Below are 19939 nucleotides of genomic sequence, written 5' to 3'. Positions count from 1 at the left end.
AGTCACTGATCATTCACATCATTCGATTTTTATACAATGATACAAAATCAAAAATATGATCAGGGATGATGATGTCACTCGCACAGTTGTATCAACATATTGAACACAATGAATGGGTTGAGATTCCAGAAGGATGGTTGCAAGGGCGTACGATCTATGGCGGCTTAGTGGCTGGCATGATGATGCACAAAGCCGTTGCCACCATTGCAGATCCGCAGCGACGTTTACTCAGTTGTAATGTGACCTTTGTTGGGCCAGTACAATTGGCGCCCGTGCGTTTAAGTGCGGAAATTTTAAGACAGGGCAAATCCGTCACCACCATTGAAGTTCGACTTTGGCAAGATGATGCCGTACAAAGCATTTTATTGGCGAGCTTTGGTGTTCCACGTGAATCAAGCATTGCCGTCAATCAGGAGCGTCAAGCACCCAATTTTCCTGAAGTGAGCAGCTTAAAGATTGCCGAACATCATCCACTTGCACCCCAGTGCTTTCAGCAAATGGATTTGGCCTGGGTAGATGGGCAGTATCCGTGTACAGCAAGCAAAAAGCCTGACTTTAGTGGTTGGATGCGTTTTAATCCAGAACGCCATGATAACCGTAAGATGACTGTTGCTGACTTAATGGTCTCGATGGATATGTGGCCGCCCGGCGTGCTGCCTATGTACAAAACCATGGCACCTGCGAGTTCTTTAACGTGGACATTGACCTATGTACATCCCTTGCAATCAAACTTACATAATTGGTTTAAATATAAAGTATTTACCGATTATGCAGCGGATGGATACGCTACAGAATATGCTCATTTATGGGATGAAAATAACCAGTTGATAGCGATTGCGCGACAGACTGTTACGGTGTTTGCCTAGTGACACTGAGGGGCATTTCGTATAAAGTGAGTGCAACTAACGATGGATAAATCCTCAAATTATTTTGCATTTTCATCGTGCATGAGGGGAAAACTGGGGTGTCTATGACAACAGGTCGAATCCTGAATATTCCTAATATTTTAACATTGGCACGAATTGCTTTAATTCCTGTGTTTTTGTTGGTGGCGTATTGGCCACCTGCAATGGGCGTGGGTGAGCATGCTGCAAGCATGTCACGTCATATATTGCTGACCGCTATTTTTGTGATCGCAGCTGTCACTGACTGGTTTGATGGCTATCTTGCGAGAAGTTTAAATCAGACTTCAGCATTTGGACGTTTTCTCGATCCTGTTGCAGATAAACTGATGGTCGCAACAGCCTTGATCGTCTTGGTGCAATGGCAACCAACCATTTCGATGGCCTTTGCAGCGATTGTGATTATTTCACGTGAAATCACGGTGTCTGCGCTACGTGAGTGGATGGCTGAATTAGGCGCACGTACCAGTGTTGCGGTTTCAACCGTTGGTAAATATAAAACAGCATTTCAGATGATTGCGATTTCAGTGTTCTTGCTGAATTGGCAGCCCCTAGAAATGTTGGCCTATGGATTGCTCTATACAGCTGTTGTTTTAACGTTATGGTCGATGTTTATATATTTGAAAGCCGCATGGCCGTATTTAAAACAACCTTGATTTAAAAGTAAGTTATGAAAAGCTCCGTTATCGGGGCTTTTTTATTGCCGAGCTTTTAAAAAAATTGAGGGTTTGACTAGTTTGAACAGCGCTTCATTTGATTAGAGCTTGACGTTAAATGTGAGACGTTGGCGCAAATTTTGGATAAAAAAATTCCCAGATTTTGGGGGAAATCTGGGAAGGAAAATCGGGGTTACTTATCGCTATTATGGAAGATGTTTCCATCTCCTTGATTGCTATTATAGGAAAGCAGATTTAGAAATACATGGAGTTTCTTGTAGTGTAATGTTGTGTTTTATTGAGAAATGTATCACAAATTTACATTAATAATTTTTGATACAAATTGGCCGATAACTTTGGTAGGTTTTGTTTGGATTTAAACGATAAAAATCGATATATGTGATGATAAAAATACAATTAACATTATTTAAATAATAGATTCATCTATTTAAGTTTAAATAAAATTGATCAATGGATAAAAGATATTTCAGTAATGATGAAGATCATTTCTCAATGAAAGCTTACACAGACGTCATCTTTGTCTTACGAAAAAAAGCAGTACTCCTAAGCACAAAAAAGGGGCCCCTTTGGACTCCTTCATGACATTTGAAGCTACGCGCTTCGCTTGTGTTGCGTAATTTTTAGAGCAATAAAAAAGAATCCCCAAGATTGGAGATTCTTTTCAATTAAAGCCTACGCACAGCATAGCTGCTTGTTTTGCGGCGTGGCGGAGCAGTGCTCCTAAGCACAAAAAAAAGGAGCCTTTTTAGACTCCTTTTTGAGATTTGAAGCTACGCGCTTCGCTTGTCTTGCGTAATTTTTAGAGCAGCGCTCTAAAAATTACTCAGGCTTTAGGCCTTCGGCTTTTTCTAAAGATTCATCATTGCTGAAGAATTTTTCACGTTGCTCTTCAAGGAACTTTTTCGCGTCAGCTTCAAACACGTTTAAACGTTTTTCATTGATCAACGTCGTTTGGTGTTTTAGCCATTCTTGCCAAGCTTGTTTAGATACCGTATCAAACAATTCTTGTCCCTTCGCACCCGGGAATGGTGCAAAGTCTAAACCTTCCATTTCAGCCTGATATTTACGGCAAAACACTTGTCGAGACATATCAATACTCCATTTAACTTGAAAAAGTTATGCGTAAAGTTTTTCTAAACGTGCGTGTGCGCGTTCAATTGCTGCTTCAACTTGAGCAGGTGCAGTACCACCAATGTGGTTACGTGCATTGACAGATGCTTCAAGTGTTAATGCTTTTTCGAAGACATCGGCCTGAATCAAGTCAGAGAACTGTTGAAGTTGCTCAAGGGTTAATTCTGAAAGATCTTTGCCTTCTTGAACACCGAGAGCAACTGCTTTACCCACAATCTCATGTGCATCACGGAATGCCACGCCATTTTTAACGAGGTAGTCGGCAAGGTCAGTTGCAGTTGAGAAGCCACGTAGCGCTGCTTCACGCATGATGTCAATGTTTGGCACTAGTGCAGGGATCATGTCGGCAAATGCCATGAGTGAGCCACGAACAGTATCGATTGCATCGAATAGTGGTTCTTTATCTTCTTGGTTGTCTTTGTTGTATGCCAATGGTTGACCTTTCATCAGGGTCAATAGGCTCATCAAGTCACCATATACACGGCCAGTTTTACCACGGATCAACTCAGGAACGTCTGGGTTTTTCTTTTGCGGCATGATTGAAGAGCCAGTGCAGAAACGGTCAGGGATGTTCACAAATTTGAACTGAGCCGATGTCCAAAGAATCATTTCTTCTGACATACGTGATAAATGCATCATGATCAGCGATGCTGCAGCATTGAATTCAATACCAAAATCACGATCAGACACGGCGTCCAATGAATTTTCACAGACAGCTTCGAAACCTAAGAGTTCTGCTGTATACGCACGTTCGATTGGATAGGTTGTACCTGCAAGTGCAGCAGAGCCTAAAGGTAGGCGATTTACACGTTTACGGCAGTCAATTAAACGTTCTGAGTCACGTACCAGCATTTCAAACCATGCCATTAAATGGTGACCAAAAGTCACTGGCTGTGCAGTTTGTAAATGCGTGAAGCCCGGCATGATGGTATTGGTATTTTTCGCCGCTAAGCCTAGGATGCCTTTTTGTAATTTTTTCAATAATTCTAAAATCGCATCGATTTCGTCGCGAACATACAGACGGATATCGGTTGCAACTTGGTCATTACGACTACGACCGGTGTGTAGTTTTTTACCTGTAATACCGATACGTTGAGTCAAGCGTGACTCAATATTCATGTGCACATCTTCTAGGTCAATGCGCCATTCGAAGTTACCCGCTTCAATTTCTGCTTTAATGGTGTTTAAGCCATTAATAATATCGTCACGCTCTTGTTCAGTTAGAACGCCAACTTTTGCAAGCATGGTTGCATGTGCAATTGAACCTGCAATATCTTGTTTATAAAAGCGTTGGTCGAACTGTACAGATGCTGTAAATTCAGCAACAAAAGCGTCAGTAGCTTCGGAAAAACGACCGCCCCACATGCCTGAAGTTTGGGCTTGTGACGGATTTGAGGAATTAGAAGATGTGGTCATGTCGGCTCAATAAGATAAAAAGCATAGAACTGAGCAAGAGTATAGCAAATTCGAACCCAGTTGCCGAAGGGCAAGTTGATCAAACTTTTAGACAGGGTTTAGGTCTATGACAATTTCAGTATTTTCAGGAAAAATGGGCCGTTGGCACTATCTGTGGGAGCTTTTTCTTGCGGGCAATATCGTGGCTTTGGTCTTGGCCTTGGCCCAAGCTCAATCGTGGCATGCCTTAAGTTTTTCGAGTGTTATGCAGCATGTGTTGTTTATTAACTGGATTTTATTGGCATTTGCTGCATTTTCAGAGCTTTTGCAGAGTAAGACGCGTGGTTTAAACATGAAAATGCTCATGTTTAGCGGGTTTGTTTTATTGCAAGCTTTGGTGTTGTTCACCACCTTAATTTTAAATGTCTTGATCTATTTTGGTGAAAATTTCAGTTTAGCCGGCTTGAGTGCAGACGTTTTAACTACTGGTGTGGTTTTAAATCTGAGCTATGGGGTGTTGCTTGGGGCATTTTGCTTTCGTTATTTATATTTAAGAGAGCAGTGGAGTCGACAACATCATAGTGAATTAAACGCACGTATTCAGGCTATGCAAGCTCGGATTCATCCACATTTTTTATTTAATAGCTTAAATAATGTGATTAGCTTGATTGCGATTGATCCAGATAAAGCGGAGCAAATGCTGCTGAATTTATCTCGATTATTCCGTGCGAGTTTTCAAGAATTGAAACTGGTGAGTCTCAAAGATGAGATCGATTTGTGTCAGCGTTATTTGGCCATCGAACAAATGCGATTGGGCGATCGGCTCAATGTGGAGTGGAAACTGGCCGACATTGAACAGTACGCTCAAGTACAAATTCCACTATTAACTTTACAACCTTTATTAGAAAATAGTATTTTTCATGGAGTCGAAAAGATTTTGACAAAGAGTACGATAAATATATTGATTGAAATATTACAAAATCAAATTAATATCGTTATTACAAATCCTTATACACAGGATACAATTAAATTACGTCAGGGGAATGGTATTGCCATCGAAAATGTGAAACAGCGACTTGAGGCATATTATGGTCAGCATGTCACTTTTCAAACCTACGCAGGCGAGGGAATGTATACGACTGTGGTGCAATATCAATATAAATAGAAATCTCAGTTGACCAATAAAAATAAATGACGTTAACGAGATAAGGAGGAGAAATGGACATCCTGATCTGTGATGATGAGCCTCTAGCAGTAGAGCGATTGTCACGTTTAGTCACTCAACTTGGACATCAAGTGGTTGCGAAAGCCTCACATGGTCAACAAGCGATTGACTTGGCTCAAAGCCTCGAGCCTGATGTCATCTTACTAGATATACAAATGCCTGAAATGGATGGGCTGACTTGCGCTAAATTGTTGCGTGAATTAGACCCCATGCCCGCTATTATTTTTTGTACTGCATATGATCATCATGCACTTGATGCATTTAAGTCGAATGCAGAGGGATATTTACTAAAACCGGTTATGCAACAGGAATTGCAGCAGGTTTTAGATCATTTAACTAAATTAACCCAAGCTCAATTGAGCACGATAAAACAAAAAGAAAATATGGACGAAATTAAAATCAGCCGCCATCAAATCGCGGCAAAGACTTATCGTGGTGTAGAACTGGTCCCTGTGGAAAATATTTATTATTTTCTTGCAGATCAGAAATATGTCACTGTTCGGCATAAAAATGGCAATGTACTTATTGATGAAACGCTGAAGGATTTAGAGCATGAATTTGGTGATCGCTTTATACGTATTCATCGAAATGCCTTGGTGTCTGTGAGCTTTTTAGAGGGTTTAGAAGTCGTAAGCTCGGGGCAGTATCAGGTGCGTTGTCGAGATTTAGAAGAGCGTTTGGCGGTCAGCCGTCGACATTTACCGAATTTACGTGAGCGAATACAAAAATTATAGGGCAAGTGTCAAAGCACATTGCGAATTAAGCTTGCATTTTCAACTGAGCAAGTTAAGTTTAGAATAATAGCCCTATAGACTGTATTTTAAAATTTATGAATATCCTTAAGATCGCAACTCGACAAAGCCCGCTTGCACTTTGGCAGGCGGAACATATTCGTGCACGCTTAGAAGCACTTCATGCAAATTTGAAAGTTGAGTTGGTGACCTTTGTGACCCAAGGTGACAAGATTCTAGATACCCCTTTAGCCAAAATTGGGGGGAAAGGATTATTTGTAAAAGAATTAGAAGCGGCGTTGTTGGATGGTCGTGCAGACTTGGCAGTTCATTCGATGAAAGATGTGCCAATGGCTTTGCCTGAAGGTTTAAGCTTGGCCGTGATTTGTGAGCGTGAAGACCCATTAGATGCTTTCGTTTCAAATACTTATAACAGTTTTGATGATTTACCCCAGGGTGCGAAGGTGGGAACGTCGAGCTTGCGCCGCAAATGCCAAATTTTAAAACAACGTCCAGACCTTGAGATTATTGATCTGCGTGGCAATGTGGGTACGCGTTTATCTAAACTCGATGCGGGTAACTATGATGCGATTATTTTGGCGAGTGCAGGGTTGAAGCGTCTGGGTTTAGGAGAGCGTATTCGTCATACTCTTGAGCCTGTTGTGAGTTTACCTGCAGTTGGACAAGGTGCATTGGGCCTAGAATGTCGTAGCCAAGATCAAACTGTATTGGATTTAATTTTGCCCTTAATGCATACAGAGACCAATGCCTGTGTACGCGCAGAACGTGCATTTAATGCATATCTAGAAGGTGGCTGCCAAGTACCGATTGCAGGTTATGCAACCTTAGAAAATGGTCAGATTCATTTGGAAGGTCGTGTCGGTAGTGTTGATGGTCAAACCTTGTTGAAAGCACAGCAAATAGGCCTTCCTGAACAAGCTGAACAACTCGGTGTCAAATTGGCACAAGACTTGTTAGCCCAAGGTGCAGGTGAAATTTTAAAGGCACTGTATTAATACATGCTTTTTATCAATACACGTCCAGCAGATCGTGCAACGCAGCTTAGCTTGACGCTACGCTCTGCGGGTGTGGCTGTGGCTGAGCTTCCATTACTTGAGCTTAAGCCACGGGCATGGTCAGAAGCATTGGCAGCGTGCTACGCCCAGTTGAGTGCTGCGGATGTATTGGTTGTAGTAAGCCCCTCTGCGGTCACCTTTGGTATGCAAGGTCTGCGTAAAGCAGGCATCTCACTTGAGCAGCTCGAACATATTCAATGGGTTGCAGTTGGTGACGCAACCGCAGCAAAGCTGGCTGATTATGGCATTCACAGTGTCGTACCGCAGGTGGAAACCTCGGAGGGAATGCTCACCTTAAGCCATTTAGAACAATTAGAGGCCGGGGCTTGCGTTGCGTTTTGGCGCGGTGAAGGTGGTCGTCAATTTATGATGCAGCAGTTGCTAGCACGTGGCATTCAGATTCTCAATTTGGTGCTATACGAACGGCATCTACCGGAAGAGACCACTCAAAAAGTAAAAACACTCATTTCTGAACATCAGTTGTCATCTCCGTATTGTATGTTGATCACCAGTGAGGCCAGTTGGCTCAATTGGCTTGACTTGATTCAGTCGCATTTATCAGTGCTGAGTCATGCACATTTTTTAGTTTTAGGTGTAAGGTTGTTCGAGCTACTTGAGCAAAGTCGTATAACACTGAACAAAGATTTTAAAATTATTCAACTCGAAGATTTAAACGCGACACACATATTGCAGCATGTGCAAGTCGTGCAGGGAAATACATGAAGAAGTTGTTTGTCGTTGTGGTCATTGTCGCCGTACTTTGGTTGGCTAAACTCAGTTTTGACTTGTTTCAGGTCAATGCTCAACAAACCGAACTGATGCAACAACAAACTTTATTGCAACAGCGCAATGCAGGTTTGAATGATCAGGTCGTGGCTTTGAAACGCCAGTTGAATGGCACAACGACCGAGATGTTGGCTGCAACGACATCGAATGCTTCGATTGCTGCTGAGGCGACCCATAGTATTGAGCCAATGATGGTTGTGGGCCAGCAACTTGATTTGGTTGAATTTGCCATGCAGCAACAACAATTTGCTGTCGCTTTGGAAAAATTAAACCAATTAGACCAACAATTAGATCAGTTGAGCTTGGCACCTGCACTGCGTATGAGTTTGCATCAGGTGATTCAAAAAGACCGTGAGACCTTAAAGCAATATGTGACAGAGCGTCAGTTGCAATCTGATAAAGTGAAAAATACCCTGCAATCGATCGATCAATTGTTAGAAAAAGAAATATTAAAGCCATACAGTTCAAAAGAGCAGCAAAAAGGTCTTTCTTTTTGGCAAAAATGGATTCAAGTCGAATCAGTCGAACAACCGAGTCCCGTATTAATGCAGCGTAGCTTGGTATTAAAAGAAATGCAGTTACGTTTAATTTTGGCTCAGCAAGTTTTAAATCAAGGACAATATCCTCAATTTCAACAAGAAATCACTGAAATTATGCAAATTATGCAGCAATTGCCAGATGCTTCATTAAAACCGATACGCCAACGTTTAGAACAATTAAAGGACATTCCGGTTATTTCTGTACCGCTATTAAATACTCGGGCACTCATAGGATAATCGACTATGAAACATATTTTATTGGCCTATTTATTTATTAGCTTATTGGTTGTTGCCATTATTAGTTTGCTGAGTTTTGAACATGGTGCAGGCTATGTGTATTTATACTGGCGTGAATGGCAAGTTCAATCCAATATTTGGTTTTTAGCATTATTGCTGGCACTACTGAGTTTGTTCGTGCAAATGCTTTGGTATGCGGTTAAACGCTATTTAAGTCGAGAGCAGCGTAAATCTGAAACAGTCTTTAGTTTTAATAAACTGCATCCCTATGAACAATTGGCTGTCATTTGGCTTTTAAATGCTGCGCAAGATCAAAAAAACTTTATTCAGCAAGCTTTTACTGAGTCTGGATTATTAAAAGGGGTGATTGATGCGCGTTTATATTGGATTCAGCAACAATATGAAACAGCATTAAATGCATTAACTCAGACCAATCCAATGGCTTTTGAACTTGCAGAATTGCAACGGATTGAAATTTATTTATCCCAACAAGAGGGTGAAAAGGCTTTAACGCATCTTGAATTTTTAAATCAACATGAATTATCGCCATGGTTGCAAAAAGTCAGCACTGCCTATGAGCAGCGTTTAACCACGCTATGGGGCATGTTTGCGTTGCAGTTTCCTTGGTTGTATTTGCGTTCAACACGTTATGGACATTTAGATGAGCTGACAAAACAAGCTTGGTTGGAACAATTATTATCTGCATTTGATCAAGCTGATGTCGATGATTTGCAGTATTTAAAGCAGCGTTATTTGGATTTGCAAGATCAAATAACAGAGCGTAAATATGCGGTCAAAGTGCTATGGTTGAAAGTCTTGTCTCGTATGCCAGAGATGAGTCAGGAGCATGAGCAATTGGCCATTCATTTGCTAGAACAGCAATTTAATAAAGAAGTATTCTTTTTGTGGTTCCAGCAAAAAATGCTGAAGCAAAACCCTGACTATGTGGCTGTAGAACAGCAGATTCGACGTTGGGAAGAAAAGTATCCTGCGCTGCCTGTTTTTAGTTTTGCAAAATGGAATATTTACCAAGCGACAGCACGCCAAGCTGAAGCAGATGCATTGTTAGAATTATATCCAGATGATGTATTAATGAGTTATTTACGCATCAAGTCAGCTTTAAATCAGCAGGATGAATTGATCAAACAATTAAATTTAGTATTTGAAAATAATGCCAATTTTATGGAAATTCGAATATAAGGACATAATATGCAAGAAAATTTAGCTCAATATTCATTGATTCATACTCAACACGTAGCTTGGGGGGATATGGATGCTTTTGGTCATGTAAATAACGTGCATTATTATCGTTATATGGAAAGTGCGCGGATTGGTTATTTAGATCAGTTGGATATATTTAATCAGTCTGTGGTTACGGTTGTTGCTTCAAGCCAGTGTAAATATTTAAGCCCCGTGGTTTATCCTGATATTTTAAAAGTGGCAACGCGCGTTGAAGAATTAAGAAATAGTGCATTTCGTATGGGTTATATATTATGGAGTGAACAGCAACAAAAAATCGTTGCAACAGGCGATGCGGTTATTGTGTGCGTGGATAAAATGACCCTGCAAAAAACCTCTATTCCAGAAAATATTAAAACCAAAATAAAAGCCTTAGAAAATTCAGTGGGAAATAATATTTAAATACAATTTAACTTTATATATTTTAAGGAGTCGTGTTAAAATATTGTAGTAAAATGAAAATTATTTATTGAATAAAAATTTTATTATAATATTATGAGCGAGTTTTCATAAGCATTATTAAAATGAAATTTCGGAGTTAAAGATTATGCCTGATATTAGTAATTTATCAGTTGAAGAGTTAAAGAAGCTTCAAGTAGAAGCTGAAGCACTGATTGCATCTAAAAAAGATCAAGCGATTGAAGATGCGTACAACCGTATTGTTGAAATTGCAGAAAATCTAGATTTAAGCGTTGAACAAATCCTTGAATTTGGTTCAAGCAAACGTAAAAAATCAACGCGTAAAGCGGTTGAGCCACGTTACCGTAGCAAAACCAATGCAGATGACACTTGGACTGGTCGTGGTAAGCAACCACGTTGGTTAGTGGCTGAGTTGGAAAAAGGCGCGAAACTAGAAGACTTCTTAATTTAAGAACAATTCATGAAATCGTCATATCCTGAGTTCAGGATAATTAAACCAGGCAAATGCCTGGTTTTTTTATCTCTTTGAATTGGCTATGCAGAAAAAGTATGCATAATGTGTCTATAAAGAAAAATGTTTAAATGATGGAAAAAAATTGATGGATCGGTTGTGGTGGGATGATCAATAAAACTAATAATATTCGGTGGCTCATTTTTGCTGCGATCAGTTTTTTAATTTTCGTTATGCTGCAAGTGCCAGCAGCGTGGCTCATTACAAAGTTTTATAAAAATAACCAAATGCTACATAACGTCAGTGGCAATATTTGGCATGGGCAAGCAGATTGGACACGAGGAAATTTGAAAGGCTCGTTAAACTGGAACACACGCCCGTGGGATTTGATTTTATTACGCTTGGGTGCAAATGTTGAAATTCATAGTGGCAATACCAAACTACAAGGTGTGATGGGGTATGGTTTTGGTAAAAGTATTAGTATTAAAAACTTAGAGGGTCAAATTGCTCCTGAAACCTTAAAAAGTTTTGCCGATTGGCAATGGCCAATGAATGCCATTCAATTAAAAGATGTGCAGTTTAAATATAAGCCACAACAGGGATTTAGTCGTTCATCAGGCGAGATACAGTGGGCAGGTGGGGATTTATCATTTAGCTTTGCACAGCGTCAAGAGTCAATGAATGTGCCTGCCATGTTGGCTCAATTAAAAGACGATAATGGCAAATTGTCGATTGATGTTCGAGATCAACGTGAACAAAAAATGATGAATATGTCACTTGAGCCAGACCTCATGTTGGATGTGCAATTAACCCAGCGCTTTTTGATGAATGTTGCTTCCTATGAAGGTAAGGCAGGATTAGATACGTATGTGATTAGTTCGCGTCAACCCCTATTGAGTGGGGTGAACTGATGGCTGACTATTTCGAAAAAATCCGCGAGATCAATTGGAAGCAAACAGATCGACTTGCACCTGTGGTCTTGGTTTTAATAATTTTGTACCTGTGCTGGAAGTTAGCCGCTTTATTTTGGTTATTGATTGCACCGCCACAAGCCATGCAGTTAGACCGAGTTGAATTGGGTTCACAGCAAACGCAAGTTCCTAATATTAGCTCTTTTGCCTTGTTTCAGGAAAACCGCAGTTCAGCAGCTGACGCGCAGTTAAATATGGTGTTACAAGGTGTGGTGGTTGGACAGCCAAGTCGCTACTCGTCGGCAGTGATTAAGGTCAATGAGAGTTCAGATCGCTACTTGGTTGGAGAAACCATTCAAGGTTCATCATATCAACTGGCTGAAGTTTATTGGGATAAGGTGATTTTAACGCAGGGTAATGGTGCACGGCGTGAATTAGCGTTCCAAGGTATTGAAAACGGATTAGATCAACCGATTGTCCCTACAGCCAATGCAACATCAGGCGGATCTTTGCAAAATAACAGCATGCAAAATGCAGCTAATCCTGCAAATTCAGGGCAAGGCACGACGCAGTCCGCGATTGGTCAGGCCGTACAACGCATGACAGAAAATCGTGAGCAATATCTGCAGGAAATGGGGGTGAATCCATCAGGTAATGGTGGGTTTGAGATTTCAAATCGAACACCTGCTGCCTTGAGAAATAAATTGGGTTTGCAACCGGGTGACCGCATCATGTCTTTAAATGGGCAGGCAGTCGGTGCAGGACAATCTGAGGCGCAATTATTAGAACAAGCCCGCCGTGAAGGGCAGGTGAAACTTGAAGTCAAACGTGGTGATCAAGTGATGACCATACAACAGGATTTTTAGTGATGTTTCATCACTTTATAGGGTTAGGAAACACAGGCGTATATGGCTTTATTTAATAATAACCGTTCAACTTTAGCTGCCTATGCCATGGTGCCCTTGGTTGCTATGGTCAGCACAGCAAGTTATGCACAAACATGGAAAATCAATTTACGTGATGCAGATCTTACGGCATTCATTAATGAAGTCGCAGATATCACGGGGAAAAATTTTGCAGTTGATCCACGGGTACGAGGAAATGTAACGGTTATTTCCAATAAGCCTTTAAATAAAAATGAAGTCTATGACCTGTTTCTCGGTGTATTGAATGTCAATGGCGTGGTAGCGATTCCATCAGGCAACACCATTAAACTGGTTCCAGACAGTAATGTAAAAAGCTCGGGCATTCCTTATGATGCGCGCCACCGTGCATCTGGAGACCAAATTGTCACCCGAGTGATTTGGCTTGATAACACCAATGCCAACGACTTAATTCCAGCCCTACGTCCATTGATGCCGCAATTTGCACATTTGTCAGCAGTGGCAGGGACCAATGCGCTGATTGTGTCAGATCGCGCAAGTAATATTTACCAGCTCGAAACGATTATTCGTAATTTAGATGGAACGGGTCAAAATGATATCGAAGCCGTGACGCTGCAATCGAGTCAGGCCGAAGAAATGATTGGGCTGTTAGAGTCGATGAGTTCGACCGGCGCATCAAAAGACCCAAAAGGGTCACGAATTCGTATCATCGCAGACAATCGAACCAATCGTATTATCATTAAAGGTGATACAGCGACACGTAAGCGTATTCGTAAGATTATTGAGACCTTAGATGTGCCTGCGGCAGATCGATTGGGTGGATTGAAAGTTTTTCGTCTAAAGTATGCAAGTGCAAAAAACTTGTCGGAAATCTTACAAGGCTTGGTCACGGGGCAGGCCGTTTCGAGTACGAATTCATCGAATAGCTCAAATAGCAGCACGATGAACAGTTTAATGAATGATAGTAACAGTTCAAATTCACAGTCATTCAGTTCACAAAACAACACCAGTTCTGGCATTAACCTCAACAGCAATAACTCTTCCAATAATACGCAAAACGGTATCTCAAGTTTTAACGCCAATGGCGTGAGTATTATTGCTGATGCAACACAAAATGCACTGATTGTAAAAGCAGATCCGCAGCTCATGCGAGAAATTGAATCTGCGATTCAGCAGCTCGATATTCGTCGTCAGCAAGTGCTGATCGAAGCGGCGATTATTGAAGTTGAAGGCACGGATACCGATCAGCTCGGTGTGCAATGGGCGTTGGGAGATATCAGTAGTGGTATCGGCTTAATTAACTTTGATAACTTTGGTTCTAGTTTAAAAAATATTGCCGCAGGATATTTAACTGGCGGCGCTGCGGGTGCAGGTAGCGCGGTGAGTGCCGGTACTTCTTTAGTTCTTGGTGATTATCGTGAAGGCAGTGATGGTTCGCGCAAACTCTATGGTGCGATGATTCAGGCCTTAAAAGAAAAAACCAAATCGAATCTATTATCTACACCGTCTATTGTGACGATGGACAACGAAGAAGCCTATATTGTGGTGGGTGAAAACGTTCCATTTGTGACAGGTTCGGTCACCACCAATGGTGGTACAGCCAATCCGTATACATCGATTGAGCGTAAAGATGTCGGTGTTACTTTGAAAGTTGTGCCGCATATTGGTGATGGCGGCTCGGTGCGTTTAGAGGTAGAGCAAGAAGTTTCTGATGTAAAAGACAATAAAGGTCAAGCGTCGGACTTGGTTACGACTAAACGTGCGATTAAAACCTCGATCTTGGCAGAGCATGGTCAAACGATTGTGTTGGGTGGTTTGATCTCTGACAATACATTGCATGGGCGTCAATCGGTTCCGGGGCTAGGGGCTATTCCTGTACTCGGCAAACTCTTTAGCTCGGAAGGAAAATCTAACAGTAAACGCAATTTACTGATCTTTATTCATCCGACTATTGTTGGAAATTCTGCCGATGTGAAGAAAATGTCTCAGCAGCGCTACAGTCAGCTCTATAGTCTGCAACTGGCACTGGATAATGACGGTAATTTTGCGAAATTACCTGAAAATGTGGATGATGTGTATCAACAGCGCATACCTGTTTCAAAAGGTACAGCGCCAGCCCCTGTGTATAAGACGGTACCGACAGCACCACAAATGACACAGCCAGCGGCAGTGGTCTCCACGCCAGTCGCCATTGAACCTGCGGTGAAGCGCCAAACCATTACCGTACCGAATGGCAAAGTGGCGGGCACGCCTTAGGTTAGACGGCAGGGTGGTTTAGCTTTGAAACCACAGCATGCTATGATGAAAAAAACGAGCAATAGAGAATTAACTTCATGACTTGGAAAATTCAAGCAATTTCTGGTGATTTAACAGGACAAGAAATTAGTATTGAGCGAGATATGTTGGTGGGGCGTCATCAACAAGCAGATATTGTTTTACAAGAATCTGATGTATCGCGTAAACATGCTGCCTTTGTACTGAAAGATCAGGCACTCTGGTTGCAAGATCTCAATTCATCTAATGGGACGTTTATTAATGATGTCCGTTTGACTGGTGAATCACTTTTAAAAGAAGGTGATATTGTACAGTTTGCCAGTGTGAAGTTTAGTTTATTGGCTCCAGCTAAAGCTGTTCAGATTCCAGCGGATATCGAACAAAGCGTTGAAGCATTGCAAACAGAAGAAATTACACCTGTTCAGCAGCCGTCTGAAGCTGTTGCAGTTTCTGAAAATGTGGCACAAGAGTCTGTAGCAAACACGTCTGAGACTAAGGCACAAGAGCCTGTCGTTAAAACCGCAGCACAACAAATGAATGATCAAGGTATGCCAGAGTTGAAAGAGCGAGATAGCTCAGTTCAATTGACTCGTGATGGTATGCCGACCAATGTAGATGTGCCTAAACCTGCACCAATTCCTGAGGGAATTGACGTAACTGCTGTTCCGAAAAATGAAGCATGTGATGTAGAAATTCCAGCGACATGTGTAGAGCAAGAGCGTGAAGCGCAAAAAAATGCCTCTGTGGGCTTAATCTCAGTCATTGTTTTAATCATTCTTGCAATTATTGCATGGGTCTTGTTTAAATAAACCGAGACATTCCTCAAAAGGCATGCATGGGCATGCCTTTTTTATGGGGAAAATTTACAAAAAAATAGAGGGACATTATGTTTGAAGTTCGTTTAGCAGAACGCCAAATGATTTTATTTGATCTGGATGGAACGCTAGTCGATTCAGCATCTGACTTACATCGTGCGATGAATATGAGTTTAAATGCGTTGCAATTACCGTTGGTCACAGAAGCGCAGGTGCGAAACTGGATTGGGAAAGGAACTTCATTGTTTTGTCATAGCGTACTTGAATACTTGACCGGGAAGGTGGATGCCGCACAGCACCATCTTTTACTGGAAACTTTTCTAAAGATTTACAATGCAGATCCTTGTGTTTTGACGCAGCCCTTTGACGGCATTCTAGAGTTCTTGGATTGGGCAAAAGCAGAAGAGAAAATTCTGATTTGTGTGACCAATAAACCAGAGCAACCGGCACGCAGTATTGTGCAGGCACTAGGTATGCATGAATACTTTGATGATGTGATTGGCGGAGATCGTTTTGAAGAGCGTAAACCACATCCCAAGCAGCTAGAGTATTGTGCGGAGCATTATGCCTTGCCGAAACAGCAAATTTTGATGGTGGGTGATTCTGTCAATGATGTAGAGGCAGCACGTCGTGCGGGTATTGATTGTATTGTGGTCAGCTATGGCTATAATCATGGTGAAAATATTCGAGATTGTCAGCCGCAGCACGTGGTTGATAACTTAAAAGAATTATTGGGTTGAAATAAGTAGGGTTAAGGAAGTGAAAATGAGCAAGTGTGTAGGTTTTCGATGGCGTCACTCAATCAGCATGAGAAGAAATTAACTGAAATTGACCACGCGAAATATAGAGAAACCCAAATGACTACACAAACTCAATTTGAACAACTGAAAACTGCTGGATATAACTTGATTCCGGTATATCGTCAGCGCTTGGCAGATACAGAAACTCCACTTTCTGTCTTTGCGCGATTAAAACAACATAAACAAGCCTATTTATTTGAATCTGTAGAGGGTGGCGAAAACTGGGCGCGTTACTCCATTATTGGCTTGGGCGAGTCCACCGTATTTTCGTGTAATGAAGGGCAGTTGACCGTTCAACATGCTGATGGCTCGGTTGAAAAACAACAATGTGCTGACCCATTTCAATACATTCGTGACTTCCAAGCACAATATAAAGTGCCTACACAGCAAGATTTGCCAGCGTTGCCGAGCTTTACCGGTGGATTGGTTGGATACTTTGGTTATGATGCTGTACGTTATATCGAACCAAAGCTCAATAACGTTCCAGAAGCTGACCCGGTCGGGATTCCGGATATTTGGATGATGCTATCAAAAACCGTCATCGTCTTTGATAACCTTAAGGATACCTTATTCTTAATTGTGCATGCCGATGTAAATGATGCTGAGGCCTATACCAAGGCGCAGCAACAATTGGATGAGCTAGAAGAACTTTTGGCAACCCCAATTGCACTCAAAGCAAATAAGCATACTGCACCACAGTTTGAATCCATCACTGGACATGACAATTTTATTGATTCTATTGCGAAAGTAAAAGAGTACATTAAGGCCGGTGATGTGATGCAGGTTGTGCCGGGCCATCGTATGGTATCCGATTTTGATGGTGAGCCTTTGCAGGTCTATCGTGCACTACGTCACCTCAATCCATCGCCATATTTGTTCTTGGTGCAAGGGCAGACACTAGAAAATGACATTCCTTTTCATATCGTCGGTTCATCACCTGAAATTTTGTCCCGTTTAGAAAATGGTGTGGCAACAGTTCGTCCTTTGGCGGGAACGCGACCACGGGGTAAAACAAAAGAAGAAGATTTAGCGCTAGAAAAAGATTTGCTATCTGATGAAAAAGAAATTGCAGAGCATTTGATGTTGATCGATTTGGGGCGAAATGATGTTGGACGCGTTTCTAAAATCGGTAAAGTTCACGTGACTGATCAAATGGTGATCGAACGTTATTCGCATGTCATGCACATTGTGTCAAATGTGCAAGGTGAAGTACGTGATGATGTCGATGCTTTGGATGTTTTTAAGGCAACATTCCCTGCGGGCACGCTTTCAGGCGCACCAAAAATCCGTGCTATGGAAATTATTGACGAAGTTGAACCAGTAAAACGTGGAATTTTTGGTGGTGCTGTTGGTTATTTAGGCTGGCATGGTGAAATGGACATGTCGATTGCGATTCGTACCTGTGTAATTCGAGAAAATAAGGTCTATGTTCAAGCTGGAGCAGGGGTAGTTTATGACTCAAATCCTGAATCAGAGTGGAATGAAACCCAAATAAAAGCTCGCGCAGTGATCAAAGCGGTTGAATTATCATCAAATGGATTGATTTTATGAGTTTTTCACGTTTTTTTTAGAAAAAACACTTGCAAGGATTTCAAGATTTGCTAAACTGCACACCGTTCCGATACGAAACGTACGAAACACTAAGAAACGCCGGCATAGCTCAGTTGGTAGAGCAACTGACTTGTAATCAGTAGGTCCACAGTTCGAATCCGTGTGCCGGCACCATCTTAGAGAGTTTGAGAGTGAGTAGAAAGAACGGCACTGAAGTAAGTGTAAAATGGTGAGGTTCCCGAGCGGTCAAAGGGGGCGGACTGTAACTCCGCTACGAAAGTTTCGAAGGTTCGAATCCTTCCCTCACCACCAATTTTAAGACTTCAATAAGTGGTTTGTACCAACATCGTGCGGGAGTAGCTCAGTTGGTAGAGCGGTAGCCTTCCAAGCTACATGTCGCGAGTTCGACCCTCGTCTCCCGCTCCATATCTATTGAAGTGCTTATATTTGCTCTTATAGCTCAGTGGTAGAGCACTCCCTTGGTAAGGGAGAGGTCTCGAGTTCAAATCTCGATAAGAGCTCCAGATTTTACAGTTTAGCAACTTTAAATGTTGCACAAGATTCCAGAAGCAGGCTTTTTAGTCTGCTTTTCAAGTATTGGGTGTTTATTTTTTTAGGCGATATGTCGGAGCTGGGTTTTACTCAGAATTGTGTTCGACGTAAACGAGGAAGAAAAGCATGGCTAAGGCTAAGTTTGAACGTAATAAGCCACACGTTAACGTGGGGACAATCGGTCACGTTGACCATGGTAAAACGACTTTAACAGCTGCGATTGCAACTGTATGTGCAAAAAAATTCGGTGGTGAAGCGAAAGATTACGCTGCAATCGACTCTGCACCAGAAGAAAAAGCACGTGGTATTACAATTAATACTTCACACGTAGAATACGATTCTCCAATCCGTCACTACGCTCACGTAGACTGCCCAGGTCACGCCGATTATGTTAAAAACATGATTACTGGTGCTGCGCAAATGGATGGTGCGATCCTTGTATGTGCTGCGACTGATGGTCCAATGCCACAAACTCGTGAACACATCCTTCTTTCTCGTCAGGTAGGTGTACCTTACATCGTTGTATTCTTAAACAAATGCGACCTTGTTGACGACGAAGAGCTTCTTGAATTAGTAGAAATGGAAGTTCGTGAACTTCTTTCTACTTATGACTTCCCAGGCGACGACACCCCAGTAATCCGTGGTTCTGCTCTTGCAGCGCTTAATGGTGAAGCTGGTCAATATGGCGAAGACGCAGTAGTTGCTCTTGTTGAAGCTCTTGACTCTTACATTCCAGAGCCAGAACGTGCTATCGACCTTGCATTCCTTATGCCAATCGAAGATGTATTCTCAATTTCAGGTCGTGGTACAGTAGTAACTGGCCGTGTTGAAACTGGTATCGTGAAAGTAGGCGAAGAAGTTGAAATCGTTGGTATTAAAGATACAGTTAAAACAACTGTAACTGGCGTAGAAATGTTCCGTAAACTTCTTGACGAAGGTCGTGCGGGCGAGAACTGTGGTGTTCTTCTACGTGGTACTAAACGTGAAGACGTTCAACGTGGTCAAGTATTGGCTAAACCAGGTACAATCAAACCGCATACTAAATTCGACGCAGAAGTATACGTACTTTCTAAAGACGAAGGTGGTCGTCATACTCCATTCCTTAACGGTTACCGTCCACAGTTCTACTTCCGTACAACTGACGTAACTGGTGCGATCGCGCTTAAAGAAGGCGTTGAAATGGTTATGCCTGGTGACAACGTGGAAATGTCAGTAGAATTAATCCACCCAATCGCAATGGACGCTGGCTTACGCTTCGCGATCCGTGAAGGTGGCCGTACAGTTGGTGCGGGTGTTGTTTCTAAAGTAACTGCATAATATAATACAGTTATCTTTGTACAGAT

The 19939-nt window shown here is 41.8% G+C and carries 18 protein-coding genes, 4 tRNA genes and 1 pseudogene; 21 read left to right on the top strand and 2 right to left on the bottom strand.

The features are described from left to right. Window positions 1–71 precede the first annotated feature (71 nt). On the top strand, window positions 72–866 hold the full coding sequence (locus FTV11_RS10780) for a thioesterase family protein (RefSeq protein WP_180073988.1): 795 nt from the start codon (window positions 72–74) through the stop codon (window positions 864–866). Between the two features lie 104 nt (window positions 867–970). After that, window positions 971–1558: a CDP-diacylglycerol--glycerol-3-phosphate 3-phosphatidyltransferase gene (gene pgsA / locus FTV11_RS10775; protein ID WP_078190467.1), complete on the top strand. Its 588-nt coding sequence runs from the start codon at window positions 971–973 to the stop codon at window positions 1556–1558. Window positions 1559–2398: 840 nt separating this feature from the next. Here the strand turns inward: pgsA and FTV11_RS10770 are convergent. Beyond that, the gene (locus FTV11_RS10770; protein ID WP_078190466.1) at window positions 2399–2668 is read right to left on the bottom strand and encodes an oxidative damage protection protein; all 270 of its coding nucleotides are present in this window, start codon (window positions 2666–2668) and stop codon (window positions 2399–2401) included. Between the two features lie 27 nt (window positions 2669–2695). After that, window positions 2696–4126 carry an argininosuccinate lyase gene (gene argH, locus FTV11_RS10765; protein WP_171263765.1) on the bottom strand — a complete coding sequence of 477 codons (1431 nt, stop codon included), beginning with the start codon at window positions 4124–4126 and terminating at the stop codon, window positions 2696–2698. On the opposite strand from argH, the pseudogene FTV11_RS10760 reads away from it, so the two are divergent. From FTV11_RS10760 to tuf, 19 genes and pseudogenes are all read left to right on the top strand, one after another. Beyond that, window positions 4117–5270: pseudogene (locus FTV11_RS10760) on the top strand (sensor histidine kinase). The gene argH and the pseudogene FTV11_RS10760 sit on opposite strands and share 10 nt — an antisense overlap. Window positions 5271–5323: 53 nt before the next feature. Next, complete coding sequence (locus tag FTV11_RS10755) at window positions 5324–6064, top strand: LytTR family DNA-binding domain-containing protein (protein WP_180002830.1); 741 nt, start codon at window positions 5324–5326, stop codon at window positions 6062–6064. A 95-nt stretch (window positions 6065–6159) separates the two neighbouring features. Next, window positions 6160–7077: a hydroxymethylbilane synthase gene (gene hemC / locus FTV11_RS10750; RefSeq protein ID WP_218950518.1), complete on the top strand. Its 918-nt coding sequence runs from the start codon at window positions 6160–6162 to the stop codon at window positions 7075–7077. Window positions 7078–7080: 3 nt separating this feature from the next. Further along, window positions 7081–7860: a uroporphyrinogen-III synthase gene (locus tag FTV11_RS10745; protein WP_180073981.1), complete on the top strand. Its 780-nt coding sequence runs from the start codon at window positions 7081–7083 to the stop codon at window positions 7858–7860. Beyond that, window positions 7857–8699, top strand: a complete 843-nt coding sequence (locus tag FTV11_RS10740) for a hypothetical protein (protein ID WP_180073980.1) — start codon at window positions 7857–7859, stop codon at window positions 8697–8699. Before FTV11_RS10745 ends, FTV11_RS10740 begins: the two co-directional genes overlap by 4 nt. Before the next feature lie 6 nt (window positions 8700–8705). Beyond that, window positions 8706–9899: a heme biosynthesis protein HemY gene (locus FTV11_RS10735; protein WP_180073979.1), complete on the top strand. Its 1194-nt coding sequence runs from the start codon at window positions 8706–8708 to the stop codon at window positions 9897–9899. A gap of 9 nt (window positions 9900–9908) precedes the next feature. Then, window positions 9909–10340 carry a thioesterase family protein gene (locus FTV11_RS10730; protein WP_180025942.1) on the top strand — a complete coding sequence of 144 codons (432 nt, stop codon included), beginning with the start codon at window positions 9909–9911 and terminating at the stop codon, window positions 10338–10340. Between the two features lie 142 nt (window positions 10341–10482). Beyond that, window positions 10483–10809 (top strand): H-NS family nucleoid-associated regulatory protein, encoded by a 327-nt coding sequence (locus FTV11_RS10725; RefSeq protein ID WP_078190459.1) that lies wholly within the window; start codon window positions 10483–10485, stop codon window positions 10807–10809. A gap of 167 nt (window positions 10810–10976) precedes the next feature. Beyond that, window positions 10977–11720, top strand: coding sequence for a type II secretion system protein N (gene gspN / locus FTV11_RS10720; protein ID WP_168379021.1), 744 nt, complete (start codon window positions 10977–10979; stop codon window positions 11718–11720). Beyond that, window positions 11720–12586, top strand: a complete 867-nt coding sequence (locus FTV11_RS10715) for a type II secretion system protein N (protein WP_180007029.1) — start codon at window positions 11720–11722, stop codon at window positions 12584–12586. Before gspN ends, FTV11_RS10715 begins: the two co-directional genes overlap by 1 nt. Before the next feature lie 42 nt (window positions 12587–12628). Continuing rightward, window positions 12629–14860, top strand: coding sequence for a type II secretion system secretin GspD (gspD, locus tag FTV11_RS10710; protein ID WP_180025944.1), 2232 nt, complete (start codon window positions 12629–12631; stop codon window positions 14858–14860). Window positions 14861–14937: 77 nt separating this feature from the next. Beyond that, the gene (locus FTV11_RS10705) at window positions 14938–15687 is read left to right on the top strand and encodes an FHA domain-containing protein (protein ID WP_180025945.1); all 750 of its coding nucleotides are present in this window, start codon (window positions 14938–14940) and stop codon (window positions 15685–15687) included. A gap of 77 nt (window positions 15688–15764) precedes the next feature. Then, on the top strand, window positions 15765–16433 hold the full coding sequence (gph, locus tag FTV11_RS10700; protein WP_180025946.1) for a phosphoglycolate phosphatase: 669 nt from the start codon (window positions 15765–15767) through the stop codon (window positions 16431–16433). Window positions 16434–16550: 117 nt separating this feature from the next. Then, on the top strand, window positions 16551–18044 hold the full coding sequence (gene trpE, locus FTV11_RS10695; RefSeq protein ID WP_078193306.1) for an anthranilate synthase component I: 1494 nt from the start codon (window positions 16551–16553) through the stop codon (window positions 18042–18044). 98 nt (window positions 18045–18142) lie between these two features. After that, a tRNA-Thr gene (locus FTV11_RS10690) sits at window positions 18143–18218 on the top strand. A 54-nt stretch (window positions 18219–18272) separates the two neighbouring features. Next, a tRNA-Tyr gene (locus FTV11_RS10685) sits at window positions 18273–18356 on the top strand. Window positions 18357–18394: 38 nt separating this feature from the next. Next, window positions 18395–18470 (top strand) — tRNA-Gly (locus tag FTV11_RS10680). Window positions 18471–18493: 23 nt separating this feature from the next. Continuing rightward, window positions 18494–18568: transfer RNA gene (locus tag FTV11_RS10675), tRNA-Thr, on the top strand. 154 nt (window positions 18569–18722) lie between these two features. Next, window positions 18723–19913, top strand: coding sequence for an elongation factor Tu (gene tuf / locus FTV11_RS10670; protein ID WP_078190047.1), 1191 nt, complete (start codon window positions 18723–18725; stop codon window positions 19911–19913). Window positions 19914–19939: the final 26 nt, after the last annotated feature.

This window comes from Acinetobacter sp. YH12231, assembly GCF_013417755.1.
Taxonomy (GTDB): domain Bacteria; phylum Pseudomonadota; class Gammaproteobacteria; order Pseudomonadales; family Moraxellaceae; genus Acinetobacter; species Acinetobacter amyesii.
This window is presented reverse-complemented; position numbering and strand designations above follow the sequence as displayed.